The organism is Uniformispora flossi, from assembly GCF_049534875.1.
Lineage (GTDB): Bacteria > Actinomycetota > Actinomycetes > Streptomycetales > Streptomycetaceae > Yinghuangia > Yinghuangia aomiensis.
This window is the reverse complement of the sequence record NZ_JBMULZ010000001.1, coordinates 222,633-242,657: the sequence shown is the minus strand read 5'-3', so window position 1 is coordinate 242,657 and position 20,025 is coordinate 222,633. Positions and strand designations below refer to the sequence as shown.

Sequence of the window (20,025 nt, the reverse complement as noted above, 5' to 3'; positions counted from 1 at the left end):
TTGTCGCCATGTGCGGCTGCGGCGGCACCGAAAGACCGGTGGCACGCTCCGCGTCGTCGGCCTCTGCCGGCGGCACCGTGCCCGTGGACATCACCACCTGGCTGGAGACCCTCCTCCACGGCCGGATCGACGCCGCCTGCCGGCGCGTGGACCCACACGCGTTCGCCGGACACACAGCACCCAACGACTGTGCAGGCACCTTGACCCGCTTCGTCGACTCGCTGCATCTGCAGCCGTGGACGACCCTGGAACTGACCCACACCACCACCCGGAAGCACGGCGTGGTCATCGAGGTCGGCACCGACGCAATCCTGCTCGACGACGCAAGCCTTGCCGGGCCGGTCAACGCCCAGAACGTAGGCATGCACGGCGAATACCTGCTGCGCTTCCACACCGTCGACGGCGAATGGAAGTACTTCGAACAGACCGCCAGCGCCCACACCGTGCCTGCCGGTCACGAACAACTTCCCGAGAACACGGCAACAGCAGCGATGTCGACCACGTCGTGACGGCGCTGCTGACTGCTGAGGTGACGGATGTCCTCGGCGGGTTCGCGAACATCGAACTGCGGGAGGACCAAGAGGACGTCGTGGCGGGTCTGCCCGGCCTGGTCGCGCGGGTGCCTGATGATCCCTACCGCAGAGTGTTCGGCACCGCCGACTTCCTGCGGCGTTGGGTCCGTCGGCCGGGCTTTCGGCTCCTCAAATAGCTGTCCGGGTCGGCGCGCGAGGAGCACGCGCTTCCGAAGGAGGGCGCAGCCGGCACGCCCGAACATCTGGAGCTTGGGCATCTTGATCCGGTTCACGTGAGCCTGCTGGCGATCTTCGCCGGGCGCGCGGCCCGGTCAGTCCACTTCGCTGGTCGCCAGGATTGCTACACCTGTGCGCTCGGCATCCAGGACCGCGAATCCGAGGTCCATGGCATCGCCGGCGGACCACTCGCTTTCGTGCGGTTGGACGGTGAACCGCAGCCAGCGGCATGCGGCGGCGTGCCGGACGGCCTCCGGGAGAGCCACGTCCTTGGCCAGTCCCATCAAGGCGTACAGGCCGCGCCAGGCGTTGAGTCTGCCGTAGGCGCCGAGTTGGCCCGGGCGGAGCCCGCGGGTGCCGAATGCCGTGCCTGCGTCGGCGGCGATGTACAAGTCGCCCAGGACCCGGTCGCCGGTGGTGTGCAGGGCGCTCACTGTGTCGGGCGTTGCTCCGACGAGGCAGTCGGCGGGGAGCGCGGACAGCAGGGCGCCGTTGAAATCGTGTCGGTCCAGCGGGGCGGGCAGCGTGAAAAAGCGGGCCTCCTTCTGCCTGATGGCGACGACCGGGGCCAGGGCGGCCTCTGTGCGTGCGGGGTTGGCCGGCTCGCTTGCCGCACGGCCCGCCGCACCCCCGCACGGTGTGGGCGGGACAGCCGGGTTTGGTTCGGCGTCCGCTCCGTCGACCATGACGCCGGTTCCCCCGGCACCGTCGAGCCGGCGGAGCCTGTGCTCGAACGGGAACGACTCCAGAGGCAGCCACGCCAGAGGATGGCCGAGCTCGACCAGTCGCGCGTAGTAAGCCCACGCTGCATTCCATGTGTCGTGCGGGCCGCGCGACGGCACGATGCCGGAGATACGTGCGAGCTCCTGCAACAGGCAGGCCCGGAACTCGGCAGCCAGACCGAGCCGGACGGGCAGTTCGTCGAAGAGCGTCATCAGCGCGCGCGAGGCCGGACCGCGAACCTGGGCGAGTTGCCGCGCCATGCGGCGGACCAGGAAATCCGGCATGTCCCTGGGATCGCCGTCTTCGGCGAGGTCGTCGACCAAGCGCCCCACCAGCGCAAGGCCCTCCTCCGAAGGATGGTGTGCGCACAGCAGGAGCATGGGATCGAGAATCTCGTGCGGGACGCCGTGGCCCCGTCGTCCGGTGGCCAGCTCGTAGAGGGCGGCCGGGTAGTTCTCGGCGCGCCGCCGCCACACCTCGTCTTCGTGGCTCGCCTCGGCCGATCCGTCTTCGTTCATCGCGACAGGCTAGAAGCCGAACATCGGTTTGCTACCCACCCGTCCCGAATACGCGGCCCCGTCCCGTCCGGAAGCAGACCGACACCGACGGAGGTCACCAACAGCATCCAGAACGTGAGCCAGAGCCACTTCTCTGGTGAACAAAGCCAGCGGGCCCGGTGCCGAGGACGTTCGCGGAATGGCTTTGTGGAAAGGGAAATCAGGGAGTGGTGGGGGTCCAGGCGGGGTTGCGGCCGGAGAAGCCGAGGAGCTTGTCGGCGGGGGAGGCGTCGGAGCCGACCTCGACGACCGGGCCGTACTTGCCGAACGAGTTACGGACGAAGTCGACGATCTGGTTCGCGATGTCCTCCAGCCCGGCGGCGAGTTCGTCGCTCAGCGGCGCCGAATCGCGCTGGCCGGTGGCCACGGCGATGTCCCACGCGTGCAGCGCGGCATCGAGCGCACCCGCGGCGGTTCCGACGGTGGCGGGCATCGGCCCCATCGGCGTCGGCACGAACTCCGCCTGCCGCCCGGACTCCCACGCGGTCGTCGCGGTCAGCAGGGCGTTCCCGAGATCGGCCAGCGGGTCCCCACCTACGGCGTCCTCCGGCGAGAACGGGTCACTCAGCGGCCCGATGTCGGTGATCTGCATGACCAGGGCGAGTTGGTCGAGACGGGCGTGGTTGAAGACCTGACGCACCGTCCATTCGGCACAGGGCGTGGGGTTTCCCCACGCGTTCGCGGGCACGCCGCGGACGACGGTACGCAGGTAGTCGTGCGCGTCGGCGAGCAGCTTGAAGCCGTCGACGGAATCCATGAAACGCCCTTCCCGGAGAGCAAGATCGAACCCCCAGGATAGGGCGCCATGCGGCCGAAGGGGCGGAACCTATCCCGCCATCGAAGACTTCACCGAAGCGACCAACGACGTCCACCCGGAGTTGGAGAAGAGGAGGACGGAACCACCTCGACGCTTGCTGTCGCGAACCGGGACGACCTCGGGCACGGCTCCTGCAACCTCGACGCAATTGCCGTCCTCGCCATTGGTGTGAGAGGACATCCGCCACGCCGCATCGGGGAAGGATGCGACCTCGACGCAGTTGCCTCCGTCGGGGTTGCTGTATGAAGACTTCCGCCAGACCGCATTGCCGAACTCACGTGCTTGGATCATGGATTGCGTAGTCCTCCGCGATCGACTCGATCATGGCCAGGGACTCGCTGAAAGACAGCGAGGCCGCCCGCGCCACATCGTAGGACGCCTGGTAGCGAGCTACCAGCGCCGGTTCGTCGATCAGCTGGCCGCTGTGCGCACCCTCGACATATACGAGCGGCGGCGCATCCGCGAAGGTCATGAGCGAGCAGAGACTGTGCATGAAGGGGTGCGGCCCTGCGGTGTAAGGGTGGACCTGGACGATCAGCCGGTGAGACCGGATGGCGGTCGCGAGACTCCTCAACTGCTCCCGCATGATCTTTGGGCTGCCCACCACGATTCGCAGCGCGCTTTCGTGCACGATCTCCCAGACTTGCGGGGATGGAGTGCTCAGCAATCGCTGTGCTCGGTCGATGCGGGCACGCACCACGTCCTCGATCTCGGCGTCGGTGGCAAGCGGTCGCCCGATCCGGGTCAACTGGCGTGCGTAGGATTCGGTCTGCAGCATCCCCGGTAGCAGCATCGGTGAGTACTCGTTGATCGTGGCCGCCAGCGGCTCCAAGTCCGCCGTATCCGCGAAGTAGTCCGGGTGCGTGCTCTCCCGCGCCAACCGGCACAGCCGCTGCAAGTGCTCGCCGCTCCCCAGCACGAAGTCGAAGATCTTCGACAGCTCCGGCTGCGGCCGTCGCACCGCCGCCTCGAACTGTCCGATGTAGGCGCCCGAACAGAACGCCTGCTCACCCAAACCGTCCTGTGACAAGCGCGCCTCCTCGCGCAACCGCCGCAACTCCGCCCCGTAGAACGCGCGCGCGGACACGTACGGGTCAAGGTCCTTGCTTCCAGGCATCGAAACCCCCCTCGGGAAGAGGGGTCTCACGCTACCCGCGAAGAATCACTCCGTGTGCCTGTTCGACTACAACATGCGACTTGTTGAGAAGATCATGTGGGTCGTACGAAACGGTTTCGTTTCGCTGGTGTTAGGGTCTACGCTGACAGAAACGAAACCGTATCGTTCCGAAAATAGGAGACCCCAGCGGTGGCCGCAGCAGCCGAGCAATCCGAGCGCCGCAGCAGCCGGCTCTCGCCCGAGCGCGAGACCGAACTGCTGGCCGCCGTGGTGGAGGTGCTCCGCGAGGTCGGTTACGACGCCCTGACCATGGACGCCGTCTCCGCCCGCGCCCGCACCAGCAAGGCGACCCTGTACCGCCAGTGGCAGAACAAGCCCACCCTGGTGAGCACTGCCCTCCGCCACCTGAACGCAATCTTCGACACCGGCGTCGACACCGGCACCCTCACGGGCGACTTGCACGCCGTTGCCCACACCCTCGCCGAGGTCGCCCGCGACGGCGGCGAACTGCTCACCTCCATGGGCCACGCCGTCACCCGCGACCCCGAACTGGCCACCGTCTTCCGTGAAGTACTGATCGAGCCCGAACGCCGGGCCTTCGAAGCAATCGTCATGCGGGCCGTCGAACGCGGCGAACTCGCCAAGGTTCCCGCCTCGTTGCCCTACTGCGGCCCGTTGCTCGTGCAAGCCGTCGCCAATCGGCCGGTCTGCGAGGGCACCGCCTGCACGCTGGAGTACCTCGAAGGCCTCGTCGACACCGTCATCCTGCCGTCGCTCAGAAACAGCTGAGTTTCCGCGGCGCGAGTCGTCCACGCAGCAAACCTGCGGACTCCGTACGTCCGAAAACCTCTTACGGGGGTACCCCCATGTCCCAAACCACTCTCGACAAAGCCCCCGGCACCCGGGGCACACCCGGCGGTGACGCCGACAAGCGCCGCTGGTGGGTGCTTGTCATCATCTCCATAGCCCAGCTCATGGTCGTCCTCGACGCGACGATCGTGACCGTGGCCCTGCCCGACGCCCAGGCCGACCTCGGCATGTCGGACGCCAACAAGCAGTGGGTTGTGACCGCCTACGCGCTCGCATTCGGCGCGCTCCTGCTGCTCGGCGGACGCATCGCCGACTTCTGGGGCCGCAAGAAGGCCTTCGTCACCGGCATGATCGGCTTCGCGCTGGCGTCCGCCCTCGGTGGCGCCGCGCAGAACGAGATCATGCTGTTCGGCTCGCGTGCCCTCCAGGGCGTGTTCGCCGCGCTGCTCGCCCCGGCCGCGCTGGCCATGCTCACCGTCACCTTCACCGAGGCCAAGGAACGCGCCAAGGCGTTCGCCGTCTACGGCGGCATCTCCGCCGGCGGCGCGGCCATCGGCCTGCTGCTCGGCGGCGTGCTCACCGAGTACGCGTCGTGGCGCTGGTGCCTCCTGGTGAACGTCCCGATCGCCATCCTCGCCATCGCGGCGGCGATGCCGATCATGCGCGAGAGCCGTGCCCACGGCGACACCCGCTACGACATCCCGGGCGCCGTGACCGTCACCCTCGGTCTCGCCGCCCTCGTATACGGCTTCACCCGCGCCGCCGAGGAGAGCTGGACCGACAGCCTCACCGTGGCGATGCTGGTGATCGGCGTCGCGCTGCTCGTCGTCTTCACCTACATCGAGAGCCGCACGAACCACGCCCTGCTGCCGCTCCGCATCGTCGCCGACCGCAACCGCGGCGGGGCGCTGCTGGTGATGCTCCTGGTCGGCGCGGCCTTCATCGGGTCGACGCTGTTCATGATCTATTACATGCGGATCGTGCTCGGCTACGGCGCGGTCAAGGCCGGCGCGGGCGCGCTCGGCATCACCGCGGGCGTGCTGGTCACCGCGGGCGCGTCGGCCGCGCTGCTGCCGAAGATCGGTCCGCGGATCCCGCTGCTCGTGGGATCGCTGCTGGCCGCGGGCGGCACGTTCTGGCTCACCTTCATCACGGTGGAACGCCAGTACGTCACGCACATGCTGCCCGGCATGGTGCTCATCGGCCTGGGCCTCGGGCTGGTCTTCACCTCGGTCTCCAGCACGGCCCTGATCGGGATCGGCGAGCACGACGCGGGTGCGGCGAGCGCCTCGATCAACGCCGTTCAGCAGGTCGGCGGCGCCCTGGGCACCGCGCTCCTCAACAGCGTGGCGACCTCGGCGACCGACAGCTTCATCGCCGACAAGAAGGCCTCGCTCGGCGCTCAGCTCGCCGACCCGGCCATCCAGCAGAAGCTGTTCTTCGACAGCCAGCTCGACGGCTATACGACAGCCTTCGCGTGGGCCGCGGCCATCATGGTGGTCGGCGCGATTCTCGCGGCGGTCCTGGTGAACGCGGGCAAGGACGCACTGCCGAGCGAGGGTGCCGTGCACATGGGCTGATTCTCGGCCCAGGGTGTTTGCGGCCCGGAGGTTCGGCCGGCAGGCCGGACGGGTGCCTGGTGCTTCGGAGGATTCTCCGAAGCACCGGGCACTTCTTTTTGTCCGATGATTGCGTCCGCGCTGATGGTGTCTTGACCTGCCGTCCCGGTTGAATTGACCGTTGGGTTGGCGGGGTTGGTGGATGCGGGGGCTGTGTGGGGGGACTCGACGAGGTTCTGCGGGCTGCTGATCTGGTGCGGTGGAACGCGGTGCCGGGGCCGTCGAACGGCGTGTACCGGCCGGGTGACTGCGGCGCTGCGCTGCGGGCGCTGGCCGTAGCGGAGGATGCGGTTGCGGCGCGCGAACCGCTGGCCGTACTGGAGTCCGGCGGCATCGTGCACCTGCACAGTGCGACGGTGTACCCGACGGCTGTGGTCGCCGCACCGATCCTGCTGGACATCGCGGACCTCGCCGCCCCGGCGGCCGCAGCGGGAGCGGCCTCCCTGCTGGAGCACATGCTCGACTGCGAGCCGTTTCCCGGCTTCGAGCGGGTCGTGGTGGCGGCGGGCCGGCGGATTGCCCTGTGCTGTGCGGTTGCCCGCATGATCCGCGAGCATCCGGGAGCTGCGCGCGGTGCGCGGCAGATCTGGCGTCCACTGGTCGAAGCTGCCGCGGAACACGGGTGGTTCGACGAGGGGGATGGCCCGTGTGTGGTGACGGTTGACCAGGCCGCGCCGGCGTGCCGGCGTTCGATTGTGGCCGAGGGGGAGCAGCGTTGCGCGCGGTTTCGGCGTTGAGTGTGCCGCGGACGTCGGTGCGGGGGATGGCCGCGGTCACGGTGTTGCAGGTGCGGCACTGGGTGGTGGTGCCGTTTGCGTACCTCGCGGTGACGGGGACGATCGGGCGGGTGGTCTTGGCCGCTGCTTTGCTGCAGATCGGGCTCGCCGGCTGGGAGTTCGTGCGGGTGCGGTCGGTGGTGGCGGTCGACGAGCCTTGGCTTGGGCTGCGGGTCGGGCGCCGCGCCGAGCGGGTGGTTGCCTGGAAGGATGTCGACGAACTGATCGTGGTGCGGCCTGCGTTGTGGCGTCACTGGGGGTGGGTGCGGGTCGAAGCGGTTGTGAAGCGACAGCGTTTGGTGCTCGCGCCGCTGGCGCGGGAGGCGGACGTGCGCGAGCTGGCGGCGCGGATCGGGTTGGCGGGTCCGCGGGGTGCGGCGCGGAAGAACCGGGTGCGGCTGGTGCGGGGGCCCGCCGCGGCCCCCGCGGGGGATCTCGGCTCAGGTCAGGTGCCGTGGAACCACACCGGGAACGGCATCACGTGGTGATCCCGCCAGGCTGGAGGACGCAGGCCGCCACCGGGCCGTCGGCAACCCGGACGAGGTCGCCCGCGACGTGGCCGGTGGAGTCGTTGCGGTAGAAGACCTCCATCACGAGGGTCTGGCCGGGAGCGATGCGGTCCGGGCGCAGCCGCATGTATCCGCTGTGCCCGTCGCGGGGCGCCATGCTGGTCCACAGCAGGGGGTCGGACGCGATGAAGTCGGCCCGCGGTTCCGCGCAATGCCGGTCGGCGGGGACGAAGTCCACGACGGCGTTCACGCCGAGGTCGCGGAGCCGCTCCTGGAGTTCGTGCGGTTCGGTGTACTCGCGCATGAGGACGGAGATCGACCCGTCGTCGTTGCGTTCGACCGCGAACGCCGGCGTGGTGGTTCCTGCGAACAGGCTCGGCAGCATCGCGACGGCGCACGCCGCGGCAAGCACCGCGCCGACTTTGACGCCGCGACGGACAGCGTTGCGGCCGGTCGCCGGCGCCGGGGACAGGGCACGCTCGGCGACGGTCTCCTTCAGTTCCGCGAGCAGGTGTTCCTGGAACGGGAAGCTGCCGGTGGTGTTCATCGCATCTCCGTTGCCGGGGTCATCGTGAGCGGGGCGGGGACGAAGGCGGCCAGGGCGCGGCGGGCGCGGTGCAGGCGCACGCGTGCGGTGACCGTGGTGATTCCCAGTGCGGTCGCGGCTTCGGGGACGGACAGGCTGTCGACCGTCATCAGTTCCAGCAGTGCGCGTTGGCCGTCCGGCAGCATGGCGAGGGCGGCGCCGGCGCGGCGTGCCGCGCTCTCCGCGTCGATCCGCTCTTCCAGCCGGGCGAGGTCCTCCCCGTCCAGCTCGCGTCGGTGGGCGGAGCGGCGGACGGCATGGAGCTCCCGGGCCGCCCGGCGGCGTTCGTTCTGCACCACGTGGCGGGCGATTCCGAAGAGCCAGGCGACCTCGGTGCCTTTGTCGGATCGATAGGTATGGGCCGAGTCGATGACCGCGAGGAACGTCTCGGCGGTCAGGTCGGCGACGGTGTGCGGGTCGTCGACACGGCGCGCCATGAAGCGCGTCACCGCCTCGAAGTGCTCGCGGTAGAAGGCCTCGAACGCGGCCGGGTCGCGTCCGATATGCAGCAGGCCAAGCTTTGTCATGCACGGATCTCCTCGTTGCTTTGCCGTACTTGGCCGATCGACGGCAAAGCGTTACAAGCGCGCGGCCACCGCAACCACGGCGGTGGCTGAGGGCACCGCAACCACGGCGGAGGCCGAGGAGAAGCGGGACGCGCGGTTTCCGGGGAACCCGGTCAGTCGTGCGGTGCGTACGCCGGCGGTGTCGAGGACAGCACGTTCGGAAGCTCGGCGAGGGTGTGGATGACGGGGATGCCATCGCGTGCGGCGGTTCCGTCGTCGGTGGCGTTGCGGTCGAGCCAGCAGGGGATCAGGCCCGCATCGCGGGCGCCGATCGCGTCGGCGGCGTAGTTGTCGCCCAGGAACAGGACTTGGTGGGGCGGGAGGCCGAGGGCGGCGCAGCCGGCCAGGAAGATCGTGGGGTCGGGTTTGTGCGCGCCGTGGTCCTCGGAGCAGATGAGGGCCGTGCCGAGGTACGGGAGCAGGCCGATGACGTCGAGCTTGCGCCGTTGGTGGGCGACGGCGGAGTTGGAGACGACGCCGAGCCGGTAGGCGGGTGCCAGGGCGCGCAGCAGGGGCTCCGCATCGGGGAAGGCCGCCCAGCGGGAGTCGCGGTGGGCGGCGTAGCCGGCGAACCAAGCGGTGGCCGCGGCGTCGGACATGCCGTCGGCGGGGAGGAGGTCGATCCGGGCGAGGAACCGGCGTGTGCGGACGCGCTGTTGCTCGGCGAAGGTGAGCGTGCCGGCGAGGTAGGCGGCGTAGGCCTCGTCGAGGATCTCGCGCCAGAGCTTGAGCGCTGCGGCGGGGGTGGGGAAGTGGGCGATGAGGCCTTCGTCGGCTAGGTGGGCGAGGAGGCCGTGCTCTTCGGAGGTGTCGAAGTCGAAGAGGGTGCGGTCGACGTCGAAGAGGATTCCGCGGATGGGGCCCGGGTTGGGTGAGGATGCCGGGTCCGGGTCCGGGGAGGAGGTCGGGTTCGGGCTGGGGCCGGTCGTCATGCGATTCGGGTCAGGGCGATGACGGGGATCGGGCGGCCCGCTCGGGTCTCGAAGTCCTCGAAGTAGGGGGTGTGGGGGAGTTGGCGGGTCCAGAGCCGGTCGCGTTCCGGGCCCTCGACGAGCGTGGCGTCGGCCTCGTACGTCTCGGTGCCGACCTCGACGGTGGCGGTAGGGGCGGCTCGGAGGTTGTGGTACCAGCCCGGACGGTTCGGGCGGCCCCCGTTGGCGGCGAAGACGATCAGGCGGTCGCCGTCGGGGAGGTACGTCATGGGCATGGTGCGGAGGGTGCCGGTGCGGGCGCCGGTGGTGGTGAGGAGGAGGAGCGGGACGCCCTGGAAATCACCGCCGACGATCCCGGCGGCGGCGCGGAACTCGTCGATGACCTTCTGGTTGAGCCGGAGGCGCTCGGACATGGTGGTCCCTTCCGCGTGAGGGTGATTCTCAGTTCTGTGTGACGAACGTCCCCGGCCCTCTGTGACATGGGTCCTTAGTCGAGGCAGAACTCGTTGCCTTCGGGGTCGCGCATGACGATATGCCCTGCGCCCATCGGGGGTTCGGGTTCGAACCGCTGCTCGCGGGTGGCGCCGAGTCCGGACAGTCGTTCGGCCTCGGTTTCGAGCGCGGCCATGCGCGCGTCGCCCTGGAGGTCGGGCGCGGCGCGGACGTCGAGATGGACGCGGTTCTTGGCCTGCTTGCCCTCCGGGACCTTCTGAAAGAAGAGCCGCGGACCGGAGCCTTCGGGGTCGACGGCGGCGGGGGCGTCGTTGCGGTGCTCGGGCGGCACACCCCAGGCCTCGAGAGCGGCATCCCACGAGGCGAAGCCCGGTGGCGGGGACTGGACTTGGTAGTGGAGGGCCGCGGCCCAGAACGCGGCGAGCGCGGCGGGATCGCCGCAGTCGAAGGTGATCTGCACGGTGCGGGACATGGGGAGCTCCAGGGGGATGGCGGGGGAATCGACGGTAGTCGGTGGGGGGTGGGGATGGGGGGAAGCAGACGGGGGTGTTGCGTCCCGTGCCCGACCCCAGGGAGATCCCTCGGACCGGGGTTTCGGGGGCTGACATGCTGGCCGCGTGAGAGAGAGCGTTATACCCGCACCGCAGGTCCGCTGGCATGCCGCCATCGATGCGTCCAGTTGGAACGTGCCGCTGTATGCCGCCGACGGGCGACTCTACGGCGCCGACCTCACCACGACGTTCGCCCGCGACGCGGTCACCGGGCGCATGCTGTGGGAGAGCGACTTCAGCGGGTCCCTGGACGCGGTGGGCGAGCACGTCGCCTATCAGGCGGACTTCCAGTGCGTACGGGCCGTCGACCTGCGCGACGGGGCCGAGTTGTGGTTCCGCGATCTGTCGAAGGACCGGCTCAAAGCGCCGCGGGAGGTCGTCCGCGGGCCGGTGCGGCTGCCGCGGCGCAACGAATCCCGGTATGTGGATGCGCTGCACGAGACGGCCGACGGCACCTTGGTCGTGCAGTGTGGGGGTGCGGTGTTCGCGTTGGACAGGGCGACGGGCGGGCTGCGATGGGGGAGGCGGCACGGGCACTGGAGCACCTACGCCGCGGTCCCGGACCGGGCGGGGCCGGTGCTGTTCTTCCGCCGCTATCCGGTGAAGGTCGTCGCGCTGGATCCGGGCACCGGCGAGACCGTGTGGAAAGGGGAGTACCAGCCGCTCGGCAGGCAAGGCGAGCGGCTGCTCGTCGCCGAAGGCCGCGACCGTGCGCTCGACGTCGTCGACGGCGCCGGCGGCCGACTCACCCGGCACACCTTCGCTTCGCCGCCGACGGACTACGTCGGAACGTTCGACGGGATCCGGATCGCCATGACGTCCGAGCATGTGCTCGTCGCGTCCGGTGCCTCCGGCCGCCCGTCGTGGTCGGCGCCGACCCGGCTGCCGCACACCGCCGAAGGCGTGACGACCTGCCTCGTGGACGGCGTCGTCTACGTCTGGGACCACCTCGGCGTCACTCGGGCGTTCGATGCCGCGGACGGCACGCTCCGGTGGTCCGGCGACTCCCCGTGGCAAGGGCTGTCAGGGCGCAGTGGCAGCCGGGTGCGGGTCACCGTCGACGAGGACGTCGTCGTCCTCACCGCCGACGGCGGACACGTTGCCGTGCTCGACCGCGGCGACGGTTGCCCGCTGTGGGCCTGGGTCGACCCGGACAGCTCGCCCCAGACCCCTCCCCCGCGCGTTGCCGTCGACCGCACGGGTGTGTACGTGGTCACCGAAGATCGCTTGCTCGCCTTCGAAACCCCGCGGCACGAGCCGCACCACGAACGGGTGTCGGCAGAGGAACGGGCCGCGCCCCGCCGCCGGGTCGTGGGCATGGAGCCGGCGTTGCGACGGACGCACCGGTTGACCGCGGATCCGCGGCTGCGGGGGAAGGCGCGGAGCTAGGCCCGCCCCGCCAACCCCCGCCGGACCTCGTCGAGCATGCCCGGCGTCGCCGACTCGATCATGCGGAGGACGTCCTCGAAGCCGTCCAGCTCGCCGTAGGGGACGTCGAAGTCGCCGTTCGCGGCGGATTGGGAATCGCCGGCGGCTGAGTTATCCACAGGGGGACGGATCGCGGGTGGCGGCGGCTGCTCGAAGGCGGGCATGGTGGGGGTGTCGGCATGATCCGGCGGTGGCGGGGGTGGGGGAGGGCACTCGCACGGGCTCCGACCAGAGATGGTGGGAGGAGGGAGGGCCCGTGAGGGCAGCGAACGCTGTGTCGTGGTCGTTCGTTGCGTCAATTACTTTGTGCCAAGCGATTTTCGGAATCGCCAAGCCGACCCGGCCGGAAGTCCGCCGGGTCGGCTTCAGCAACTTGCCACCGGAATTTCGGCATCACCATCGGCAGCCGGTTGGTGTTACGGGACACACGAACGCGATTCGGTGTGGCACCGATCCTCGTGATCCGTTCCCGTCATGGACCTAGCCTTCCAGCGCCTTCAGGATCCGCTTGTCCGACACCGGGTACGGCGTCCCCAACGACTGCGCGAAGTAGCTGACCCGCAGCTCCTCCAGCATCCACCGGACCTGCGCCAGTTCGTCCGGCACCGTGCGTCCGGCAGGCACCGCCGCGAGGCGCTCCGCGTAGGCCTCCTGCAAGTCCGCGATCTTGAGCATCCGGTGCCGGTCCCCCGGAGGGTCGTTCGGCAGCTTCGCCAGGCGCCGTTCGATGCCGCGCAGGTAGCGCAGGACGTCCGGCAGCCGGCGCCAGCCCGCTTCGGTGACGAAGCCGCGGTGGACCAGGCTCGCCGATTGCGCGCGGATGTCGGTCAGGGCCGGGACGAGCGCCAGGCTGGTCGTGCCCTTGAGCTTGACCTCCAGCCCATGGTGCACGGTGAGGATGCGTTCGACCTTGACGACGGTGTCCTCGGTCGTCGCCGGCAGGTCGGTCCGCACGCGGGCGAGCAGCTTGCCGAAGGACTCCGCGTCCCAGGCCGGGCCGCCCGCGTCCGCCATGATCTTGTCGACCGCGCAGGCCACGCAGTCGTCGAACAGGTCGGTGATGTTCTTGTGCGGGTTGTGGCTCAGCGCGAGCTTCGCCCGGTTGGGGAGGCGCCCGGAGATCGCCTTGACCGGCGAGTTGACACCCAGCATCAGCAGCCGGCGGGTGCCCCGCCACATCGCCGCGGCCTGCTCGGCCTCCGTTTCGAACACGCGTACCGCCACGCTGTCGCCCTCGTCGACGAGCGCCGGATAACCCTTCACCGGGTGGCCGTCGCGCGTCGTCTCGAACGTGCGCCGCAGCGTGCCGAGGTCGCCCCACTCCTTCAGCCCGGTGCGTTCCACCGAATCCGCGGCGCGCGACAGCTTGGCCTGCGACTTGGGCTTCAGGCGCAGCTTGAGTTCGGCGAGGTCCTTGCCTTCGGCGAGCATGCGGCCCCGGTCGTCCTCGACCCGGAAGGTGATCCGCAGATGTTCCGCTATCCGGCTGAAGTCCCAGCTCTCCGGCGGAACGGGGATGGCCTTGAGCCGCTGCAGTTCGCGGGCGAGGGCCAAGGCCAGCGGCTGCTGACGCGGCTTCATCGCGGCCAGCGCGGCGCGGGCGACGTCCGGTGCCGGGATGAAGTTGCGGCGCAGGGTCTTCGGCAGGGAGCGGATCAGCTCGGTGACCAACTCCTCGCGCAGACCGGCGATTTGCCAGTCGAAGCCGTCCTGCACGACCTGGCCGAGGACGGCCAGCGGGATGTGCGCGGTGACGCCGTCGGCGGCGTTGCCGGGCTCGAACTGGTAGGTCAGCGGCAGCTTGAGGTCGCCCTGCGTCCAGAAGTCCGGGTAGTCGGCCTCGTCGATGCCGCCCGCGCGGTCGTTGATGAGCATCGACTTCTCGAAGCTCAGCAGATCCGGCTGCTTGTGCCGGGCCTTCTTCCACCAGGAGTCGAAGTGCCGTCCGGAGACGACGTCTTTGCCGACGCGCTGGTCGTAGAAGTCGAACAGGGTCTCGTCGTCGACGAGGATGTCGCGGCGCCGGGCCCGATGCTCCAGCTCCTCGACCTCTTCGAGCAGCGCCCGGTTCTCCTTGAGGAACGCGTGGTGGGTGCGCCAGTCGCCCTCCACCAGCGCGTGCCGGATGAAGAGCTCGCGGGACAGCTCGGCGTCGATCTTCCCGTAGTTGACCTTGCGCTGGGCGACGATCGGGACGCCGTACAGCGTGACCTTCTCGAACGCCATGACCGCGCCCGCCCGCTGCTCCCAGTGCGGTTCGCTGTAGCTGCGTTTGACGAGGTGCTCGGCGAGCGGCTCGATCCACTCCGGCTCGATGCGGGCGTTGACGCGGGCCCACAGGCGGCTGGTCTCCACCAGTTCGGCGGACATCACCCAGCGCGGCGGCTTCTTGAACAGCGACGATCCGGGGAAGACCGCGAAGCGGGTGCCGCGCGCGCCGCCGTATTCGCGTTTGGCCGCGTCGTACAGGCCGATGTGGCTCAGCAGGCCGATGAGGATCGACGTGTGGATGCGCTGCGCATCGGCGGGCTGGTCGCCGATGCTGATGCCCATCTGCTTCACGGTCTGCCGGAGTTGGCTGTAGACGTCCTGCCACTCGCGGATCCGCAGGTAGTTGAGGAACTCCTGCTTGCACATGCGGCGGAAGCCCGACGACGAGCGTTCCTTCTGCTGTTCCTTGAGGTAGTCCCACAGCTTGAGGTACGTCAGGAAGTCCGAGCCGGCTTCCTTGTCGACGAACCGGGCGTGCTGCTGCTGGGCCTGTTCCTTCTTGTCGGCCGGGCGTTCGCGCGGGTCCTGGATGGACAACGCGGCGGCGATGACCATGACTTCGCGGACGCAGTTGTTGCGGTCGGCTTCCAGGACCATGCGCGCCATGCGCGGGTCGACGGGGAGCTGCGCGAGCTGCCGGCCGACGGGGGTGAGGCGTTTGCGGACGTCCGTCGCGGCCGGGTCGATCGCGCCGAGCTCCTGGAGGAGGTCGACGCCGTCCTTGATGTTGCGGCGGTCCGGCGGGTCGATGAACGGGAACGCGGCGATGTCGCCGAGACCGATCGCGGTCATCTGGAGGATGACGGACGCCAGGTTGGTCCGCAGGATCTCCGGGTCGGTGAACTCCGGGCGGGCGACGAAGTCGTCTTCGGAGTACAGCCGGATGCAGATGCCGTCGGAGGTACGCCCGCAGCGGCCCTTGCGCTGGTTCGCGGACGCCTGGGAGACGGCCTCGATGGGCAGGCGCTGGACCTTCGTGCGGTGGCTGTAGCGGGAGATGCGGGCGCTGCCCGGGTCGACGACGTACTTGATGCCGGGGACGGTCAGCGAGGTCTCGGCGACGTTCGTGGCGAGGACGACGCGGCGCCCGGAGTGCGCCTGGAAGACGCGGTGCTGTTCGGCGGACGAGAGGCGCGCGTACAGCGGCAGGATCTCCGTGTCGCGCAGCTGCTGCTTGCCGAGCGCCTCGGCGGTGTCGCGGATTTCGCGCTCGCCGGACAGGAAGACCAGGACGTCGCCGGGGCCTTCGGCCTGGAGTTCCTTGACCGCGTCGATGATGCCCTGGACCTGGTCGCGGTCGTCCTGCTCGGCTTCGCTGTCGGCGACGAGGGGGCGGTAGCGCACCTCGACCGGGTAGGTGCGGCCGGACACCTCGACGATCGGCGCGTCGCCGAAGTGCCGGGAGAACCGCTCGGGGTCGATCGTCGCGGAGGTGATGACGACCTTGAGGTCGGGGCGGCGGGGGAGGAGCTGTTTGACGTAGCCGAGGATGAAGTCGATGTTGAGGCTACGCTCGTGGGCTTCGTCGATGATCAGCGTGTCGTATTGCAGGAGGTCGCGGTCGGTCTGTAGTTCGGCGAGCAGGATGCCGTCGGTCATGAGCTTGACCAGCGACCCGTCGGAGACCTGGTCGTTGAACCGGACCTTGTAGCCGACCGTCGACCCGAGCGGGGTCTTCAGCTCCTCGGCGATCCGATCGGCGACGGTCCGCGCGGCGAGCCGGCGCGGCTGGGTGTGGCCGATCAGGCCGCGGATGCCGCGGCCGAGTTCCAGGCAGATCTTCGGGAGCTGGGTGGTCTTCCCCGACCCGGTCTCGCCGGCGACGATCACGACCTGGTGGTCGCGGATCGCGGCGAGGATCTCGTCCTTCTTCTGCGAGACCGGCAGCTGTTCGGGGTACTCGATCCGCGGCACGGCGGCGCGCCGCAGGTCCGCCTTCAACTCGGCGGATTCCACGGCTTCCGCCAGGTCGGCGGCGATGGCTGTGCGCGCTTCGGGATCCCGGATCCGGCGCGCCCCGTCGATCCGCCGCGCCAACCGACGCTCGTCACGCAGGGTCACACCAGACAAACGGTCCCGCAAAGCGGCAAGCGGAGAGACGGGCGGCGTATCCATACGCCGTCCAGGATAGGCATGGCGGGGGGTGGGGTGACCAGCGGATATCGCGTACCCCGTGTCGCCCCGCCGGATCACCGGGGCGAACCGCCCCCGGGGCGGCGGGCGATGGGGAGGGTGACGGACGCAACGCCCGGCAGTTCGTCGAACTTTGCCGCCGCGTCGGTCGTGACGAGCGTCCGCCCGGTGGCGAGGGCTGTGGCGGCGATGATCAGGTCGTGGGCGCCGCGAGGGCGCCCGCTGCGCCGGGTGTGGGCGAGCAGGACGGCATGCTGTTCGGCCGTTGCGGCGCTGTAGTCCTCGACGGGGATGGGGGCGAGGAGGTTCTTGACCGCCAGCTCGAGGCGGGCGCGGCGGTCGTCGGGGGCCAGGAGGACGCCGGTGTGCAGTTCGGCGGCGGTGATGGCGGCAATGACCACGTCGTCGTCCGCTGTCAGCACGGTGGTCGGCGCGACTTGGCCGCGTTGCAGGGCGACAAGGACGCAGGTGTCGAGGATCAGGCGTCGGCCCACGGGTCGCGCACCTCCTCCGGGGTGTTGGTCGTCGCGACCGCCTGCTCGGTGGCGTCGGCCCACTCCGGATCGGGCTCCAGTCCGCGGAAGAAATCGATGATCTGCTGCCCGTTCGGCCGCACCGGCGGCACGATCGTGGCGACGTGGACGCCGCCGCGCACCACCTCGATGCTCTCGCCGCGGCTGACCGCGTCGAGGACCGCGGACAGGTTTCGCCCGACCTCGGTGGCGGACAGAGTCTTCATGGGGTCATGGTATCCGGGAATCAGACAATCTGATCCCTTGAGGTACTGAATCAGCGACATGCGCAAAGCCTGCGGGGCCGCGAGGGCCATCCGCAGTCGAACGCCTATCGATCACACTCCGGTGTGAACGGTGTCGGGCGGCGGTGGGCGGGGTGGCCGAGGACGAGAGAGCCGAGAGAGCGCGGCGTAGGCAGGTCTCGCCGCGGGTCAGTTTCTGAGGACCGTCGGCGACAGGGCGTACTTCACCAGCACCTTCGGCTTTCCCCCGCCGTCCGCCGGAGTCGACCAGATGTCGGCGCGGAGATCACCCGGGAGGGTGTAGAGGACGGTGCTGTTGTCGAGCCACTCGGCCTGGTCGTCGAGGGTGCGGGTTTCGGCGGTGGCGGTCTCGGTGCCGGTGCGGAGGTCGAGGGTGTAGAGGCGCCAGGGGCGGGACGGGTCGGCGTCGGGGAGGCGCTTCTTGTACGCGATGCGGGTGCCGTCGGGGGAGAGGGACGGGCATTCGACGTTGTCGTGGAGGGTGCGGAGGGTGCGCGTGGCGAGGTCGCCCTCGGCCAGGTAGCGGTGGCCGTCGGTGGCGACGGTGGCGTAGAAGCGGTTGTCGTCGGCGGCGAAGGTGACGCCCCAGACGTTGATGTCGGCGGCTTGGTAGGGCTTGCCGTCGCGGATCACGTGGAAGTTCTCGAGGTTGTCGTAGAGGGTGCCGCTGCGCCGGTCGAGGATGGCGGTGCGGGTGGCGAAGTCGATGCCGGCGTAGGACTCGCCGCCGACGAAGGTGGTCCAGGCGGCGAGGTTGCCGGTCGGGGAGACGCGGGCCCGGGAGGGGGTGCCGGCGGTTTCGCGGGTGTCGACGGGGCGCAGGTGGTCGTCGAGGATGACCGCGTTGTAGGTGTGCAGGGCGGCGTTGGCGAGTTTGAGGCAGACGCCGATGCCGTGCGCGGCGTGGAAGACGAGGCAGGCGGTCGGGGAGATCGCGCGGCCGTCGTCGCCGTCGGATGTGCCGGTGGCGGACAGGTCGAGGGCGGCGACGTGGTCGCGTCCGGAGCCCGCCATGGTGGTGCGGAAGAGGATGCGGCCGGGCGGGTCGAGGGCGACGTCGGAGAAGCCCTGTTTCGGGCCTTGGCCCGCGCGTCCTGAGGCGTGCCAGGTGTAGGCGACGGCGATGCCGGCCAGGAGCGCGGTGGCGACGGCGAGGACGGCGAAGCGCGCGGTCCGGGTCATCCGGCGGTCTCCTCGTGGGCAGCGGGAGCGGTGGGGGCAGCGGGGGAGGCAGGGGCGGAAGCGGCCGCGGACGCCGGGGACGCGGCGGGAATCGGGTGCCGTCGCGAGACGAGCCAGGCCGTGCCGGTGGCGGCCGCCAAGGCCGCCCCGGCGGCGGTCAGCGCGGTGTGCGGGCCCCAGGTGGTCCAGGCCGCGCCGAAGGCGACGGCCCCGGCGGCGCGGCCGGCGGCTTGGCCGGTTTGGACGAGGGCGAGGGAGCCGCCGCGGAGGTGGGCGGGGGCGAGGGGCGCTGCGAGGGCCATGAGGACGCCGTCGGTGGCGGCGTAGAAGGCGCCGAGCAGGAAGAGGGGTAGGACGATCGCGGCGGCGGCCGGGAGGGGCGTGGCGAGGGCGGCGTAGCAGGCGAAGAGGACGGCGTGGCCGGCGAGGAAGACGCGGAGGCGGCCCCAGCGGTCGGCGAGGAGGCCGACGGGGACGGCGAGGGCGAGGAACGCGAGCGAGGTGCCGAAGGGGAGCAGGGGGAAGAGGTGCGGGCGCAGGTCGACGGCGCGTTGGAGGAGGAGGTAGACCATGCCGTCGCCGATGGTGGCGGCGCCGAGGACGGTGGCGTAGGCGCAGACGCGGGCGAAGCCGGGGACGCGGAGGACGGCGAGCGCGTCGCGGATCCGGGCGCGAGGCGCGGCCGGTCCCGAGGGTTCGGCGGGTTTGGCGGGGGCGTCGCGGACGTAGAGGAGGAGCAGGAGGACGCCGAAGGCGGCGAGGCAGAAGCTGACCACGAAGACCGCGTCGTAGGCCTGGGCGGCGAACCACAGGACGGCGAGGGCGGCGGGCGGGCCGAGGAGGGCGCCGGCGGTGTCGAGGGCGCGGTGGACGCCGAAGGCGCGGCCTTGGGCGTCGGCGGGTGCGGAGAGGGAGATGAGGGCGTCGCGGGGTGCGGTGCGGATGCCTTTGCCGGCGCGGTCGACGGCGATGACGGTGCCGATGCCGGGGACGGACGATACGGCGGGGATGGCGAGTTTGGCGGCGGCGGACAGGCCGTAGCCGGTGGCGGCGACGGGTTTGTGGCGGCGGGTGCGGTCGGCGACGTGGCCGCCGGCGATCCGCAGGGCCGCGGTGGCGCCGTTGTTGAGGCCGTCGAGCATGCCGAAGGCGAGCGGGGACAGGCCGAGGCCGAGGACGAGGTAGACGGGCAGGATGGCGGTGACCATCTCGCTGGAGATGTCGGTGACGAGGGAGACCAGTCCGAGGGCCAGCACGTTGGGCGGGACGGTGCGGAAGGCGCGCGCGGCGCGGCGGCCGCGGGGCTTCGGTCCGCCGGGCGGGGTGGCGGGTGAGGCGCGGATGCCGCCGGAGATGTCGGTGCCGCGGCTGGTCGACAGGTACATGCAAGCTCCTGCGCGGACGGGGTCCGGGGGGGGGGGCGGGGGGGCCCCCGGCCGGGCCCACGGCCCAGGGGGGGGGCGGGGGG

General features: G+C 70.3%; 22 protein-coding genes. 7 read left to right on the top strand and 15 right to left on the bottom strand.

The genetic code is table 11. The features are described from left to right. Positions 1–83 precede the first annotated feature (83 nt). Both ACPA54_RS01080 and ACPA54_RS01075 read left to right on the top strand, forming a co-directional pair. Complete coding sequence (locus tag ACPA54_RS01080) at positions 84–509, top strand: hypothetical protein (RefSeq protein WP_423525799.1); 426 nt, start codon at positions 84–86, stop codon at positions 507–509. Next, complete coding sequence (locus ACPA54_RS01075; protein ID WP_423525798.1) at positions 506–709, top strand: DUF6368 family protein; 204 nt, start codon at positions 506–508, stop codon at positions 707–709. The genes ACPA54_RS01080 and ACPA54_RS01075 overlap by 4 nt, the downstream gene beginning before the upstream one ends. A 135-nt stretch (positions 710–844) precedes the next feature. On the opposite strand, the gene ACPA54_RS01070 is transcribed toward ACPA54_RS01075, so the two are convergent. From ACPA54_RS01070 to ACPA54_RS01055, 4 genes are all read right to left on the bottom strand, one after another. Further along, entirely contained in the window at positions 845–1,990 is a 1,146-nt protein-coding gene (locus ACPA54_RS01070) for a DUF6183 family protein (RefSeq protein ID WP_423525796.1), read from the bottom strand. Positions 1,991–2,189: 199 nt separating this feature from the next. After that, positions 2,190–2,786 carry a TIGR03086 family metal-binding protein gene (locus ACPA54_RS01065; RefSeq protein ID WP_423525794.1) on the bottom strand — a complete coding sequence of 199 codons (597 nt, stop codon included), beginning with the start codon at positions 2,784–2,786 and terminating at the stop codon, positions 2,190–2,192. A gap of 69 nt (positions 2,787–2,855) precedes the next feature. Continuing rightward, a complete protein-coding gene (locus tag ACPA54_RS01060; RefSeq protein ID WP_423525793.1) occupies positions 2,856–3,137 on the bottom strand; it encodes a DUF397 domain-containing protein in 282 nt (93 codons plus the stop codon). Beyond that, positions 3,121–3,963 (bottom strand): helix-turn-helix domain-containing protein, encoded by an 843-nt coding sequence (locus tag ACPA54_RS01055; RefSeq protein WP_423525791.1) that lies wholly within the window; start codon positions 3,961–3,963, stop codon positions 3,121–3,123. The genes ACPA54_RS01060 and ACPA54_RS01055 overlap by 17 nt, the downstream gene beginning before the upstream one ends. Before the next feature lie 189 nt (positions 3,964–4,152). Here ACPA54_RS01055 and ACPA54_RS01050 point away from each other — a divergent pair, with 189 nt between their 5' ends. The 4 genes from ACPA54_RS01050 (at position 4,153) to ACPA54_RS01035 (ending at position 7,656) form a co-directional block, all read left to right on the top strand. Further along, on the top strand, positions 4,153–4,752 hold the full coding sequence (locus ACPA54_RS01050; RefSeq protein ID WP_423525789.1) for a TetR/AcrR family transcriptional regulator: 600 nt from the start codon (positions 4,153–4,155) through the stop codon (positions 4,750–4,752). Between the two features lie 77 nt (positions 4,753–4,829). Beyond that, the gene (locus ACPA54_RS01045) at positions 4,830–6,353 is read left to right on the top strand and encodes an MFS transporter (RefSeq protein ID WP_423525788.1); all 1,524 of its coding nucleotides are present in this window, start codon (positions 4,830–4,832) and stop codon (positions 6,351–6,353) included. 194 nt (positions 6,354–6,547) lie between these two features. After that, positions 6,548–7,129, top strand: coding sequence for a hypothetical protein (locus tag ACPA54_RS01040; protein ID WP_423525786.1), 582 nt, complete (start codon positions 6,548–6,550; stop codon positions 7,127–7,129). Between the two features lie 26 nt (positions 7,130–7,155). Then, the gene (locus tag ACPA54_RS01035; RefSeq protein ID WP_423525784.1) at positions 7,156–7,656 is read left to right on the top strand and encodes a hypothetical protein; all 501 of its coding nucleotides are present in this window, start codon (positions 7,156–7,158) and stop codon (positions 7,654–7,656) included. Here the strand turns inward: ACPA54_RS01035 and ACPA54_RS01030 are convergent. The 5 genes from ACPA54_RS01030 to ACPA54_RS01010 form a co-directional block, all read right to left on the bottom strand. Beyond that, a complete protein-coding gene (locus ACPA54_RS01030) occupies positions 7,646–8,224 on the bottom strand; it encodes a hypothetical protein (protein WP_423525783.1) in 579 nt (192 codons plus the stop codon). The two genes, ACPA54_RS01035 and ACPA54_RS01030, sit on opposite strands and share 11 nt — an antisense overlap. Continuing rightward, a complete protein-coding gene (locus ACPA54_RS01025; RefSeq protein WP_423525781.1) occupies positions 8,221–8,790 on the bottom strand; it encodes an RNA polymerase sigma factor in 570 nt (189 codons plus the stop codon). Before ACPA54_RS01025 ends, ACPA54_RS01030 begins: the two co-directional genes overlap by 4 nt. Positions 8,791–8,942: 152 nt before the next feature. Next, on the bottom strand, positions 8,943–9,761 hold the full coding sequence (locus tag ACPA54_RS01020; RefSeq protein ID WP_423525779.1) for an HAD family hydrolase: 819 nt from the start codon (positions 9,759–9,761) through the stop codon (positions 8,943–8,945). Next, positions 9,758–10,174 (bottom strand): nitroreductase family deazaflavin-dependent oxidoreductase, encoded by a 417-nt coding sequence (locus ACPA54_RS01015; protein ID WP_423525777.1) that lies wholly within the window; start codon positions 10,172–10,174, stop codon positions 9,758–9,760. The genes ACPA54_RS01020 and ACPA54_RS01015 overlap by 4 nt, the downstream gene beginning before the upstream one ends. A gap of 74 nt (positions 10,175–10,248) precedes the next feature. After that, positions 10,249–10,686, bottom strand: coding sequence for a VOC family protein (locus ACPA54_RS01010; protein WP_423525776.1), 438 nt, complete (start codon positions 10,684–10,686; stop codon positions 10,249–10,251). 145 nt (positions 10,687–10,831) lie between these two features. On the opposite strand from ACPA54_RS01010, the gene ACPA54_RS01005 reads away from it, so the two are divergent. Then, positions 10,832–12,154 carry an outer membrane protein assembly factor BamB family protein gene (locus ACPA54_RS01005; RefSeq protein ID WP_423525774.1) on the top strand — a complete coding sequence of 441 codons (1,323 nt, stop codon included), beginning with the start codon at positions 10,832–10,834 and terminating at the stop codon, positions 12,152–12,154. Here the strand turns inward: ACPA54_RS01005 and ACPA54_RS01000 are convergent. The 6 genes from ACPA54_RS01000 to ACPA54_RS00975 form a co-directional block, all read right to left on the bottom strand. Then, a complete protein-coding gene (locus ACPA54_RS01000) occupies positions 12,151–12,312 on the bottom strand; it encodes a hypothetical protein (protein ID WP_423525772.1) in 162 nt (53 codons plus the stop codon). The genes ACPA54_RS01005 and ACPA54_RS01000 overlap by 4 nt on opposite strands. A 361-nt stretch (positions 12,313–12,673) precedes the next feature. Next, positions 12,674–16,579, bottom strand: coding sequence for an ATP-dependent RNA helicase HrpA (gene hrpA / locus ACPA54_RS00995; protein ID WP_423525771.1), 3,906 nt, complete (start codon positions 16,577–16,579; stop codon positions 12,674–12,676). A gap of 74 nt (positions 16,580–16,653) precedes the next feature. Continuing rightward, positions 16,654–17,091 (bottom strand): PIN domain-containing protein, encoded by a 438-nt coding sequence (locus tag ACPA54_RS00990; protein WP_423525769.1) that lies wholly within the window; start codon positions 17,089–17,091, stop codon positions 16,654–16,656. Further along, a complete protein-coding gene (locus ACPA54_RS00985) occupies positions 17,076–17,336 on the bottom strand; it encodes a type II toxin-antitoxin system Phd/YefM family antitoxin (RefSeq protein WP_423525767.1) in 261 nt (86 codons plus the stop codon). Before ACPA54_RS00985 ends, ACPA54_RS00990 begins: the two co-directional genes overlap by 16 nt. Before the next feature lie 207 nt (positions 17,337–17,543). Beyond that, positions 17,544–18,557, bottom strand: coding sequence for a TolB family protein (locus ACPA54_RS00980; RefSeq protein WP_423525765.1), 1,014 nt, complete (start codon positions 18,555–18,557; stop codon positions 17,544–17,546). Further along, positions 18,554–19,942 (bottom strand): MFS transporter, encoded by a 1,389-nt coding sequence (locus tag ACPA54_RS00975; RefSeq protein ID WP_423525763.1) that lies wholly within the window; start codon positions 19,940–19,942, stop codon positions 18,554–18,556. Before ACPA54_RS00975 ends, ACPA54_RS00980 begins: the two co-directional genes overlap by 4 nt. Between the last annotated feature and the right edge of the window lie 83 nt (positions 19,943–20,025).

What these genes read in the sequence shown, in the direction of transcription:
- ACPA54_RS01070 (WP_423525796.1), bottom strand. Translation starts at nt 1,990, where the DNA reads ATGAACGAAGACGGATCGGCCGAGGCGAGCCACGAAGACGAGGTGTGG.
- ACPA54_RS01065 (WP_423525794.1), bottom strand. Translation starts at nt 2,786, where the DNA reads ATGGATTCCGTCGACGGCTTCAAGCTGCTCGCCGACGCGCACGACTAC.
- ACPA54_RS01060 (WP_423525793.1), bottom strand. Translation starts at nt 3,137, where the DNA reads ATGATCCAAGCACGTGAGTTCGGCAATGCGGTCTGGCGGAAGTCTTCA.
- ACPA54_RS01055 (WP_423525791.1), bottom strand. Translation starts at nt 3,963, where the DNA reads ATGCCTGGAAGCAAGGACCTTGACCCGTACGTGTCCGCGCGCGCGTTC.
- ACPA54_RS01045 (WP_423525788.1), top strand. Translation starts at nt 4,830, where the DNA reads ATGTCCCAAACCACTCTCGACAAAGCCCCCGGCACCCGGGGCACACCC.
- ACPA54_RS01035 (WP_423525784.1), top strand. Translation starts at nt 7,156, where the DNA reads ATGGCCGCGGTCACGGTGTTGCAGGTGCGGCACTGGGTGGTGGTGCCG.
- ACPA54_RS01030 (WP_423525783.1), bottom strand. Translation starts at nt 8,224, where the DNA reads ATGAACACCACCGGCAGCTTCCCGTTCCAGGAACACCTGCTCGCGGAA.
- ACPA54_RS01025 (WP_423525781.1), bottom strand. Translation starts at nt 8,790, where the DNA reads ATGACAAAGCTTGGCCTGCTGCATATCGGACGCGACCCGGCCGCGTTC.
- ACPA54_RS01020 (WP_423525779.1), bottom strand. Translation starts at nt 9,761, where the DNA reads ATGACGACCGGCCCCAGCCCGAACCCGACCTCCTCCCCGGACCCGGAC.
- ACPA54_RS01015 (WP_423525777.1), bottom strand. Translation starts at nt 10,174, where the DNA reads ATGTCCGAGCGCCTCCGGCTCAACCAGAAGGTCATCGACGAGTTCCGC.
- ACPA54_RS01010 (WP_423525776.1), bottom strand. Translation starts at nt 10,686, where the DNA reads ATGTCCCGCACCGTGCAGATCACCTTCGACTGCGGCGATCCCGCCGCG.
- hrpA (WP_423525771.1), bottom strand. Translation starts at nt 16,579, where the DNA reads ATGGATACGCCGCCCGTCTCTCCGCTTGCCGCTTTGCGGGACCGTTTG.
- ACPA54_RS00985 (WP_423525767.1), bottom strand. Translation starts at nt 17,336, where the DNA reads ATGAAGACTCTGTCCGCCACCGAGGTCGGGCGAAACCTGTCCGCGGTC.
- ACPA54_RS00980 (WP_423525765.1), bottom strand. Translation starts at nt 18,557, where the DNA reads ATGACCCGGACCGCGCGCTTCGCCGTCCTCGCCGTCGCCACCGCGCTC.
- ACPA54_RS00975 (WP_423525763.1), bottom strand. Translation starts at nt 19,942, where the DNA reads ATGTACCTGTCGACCAGCCGCGGCACCGACATCTCCGGCGGCATCCGC.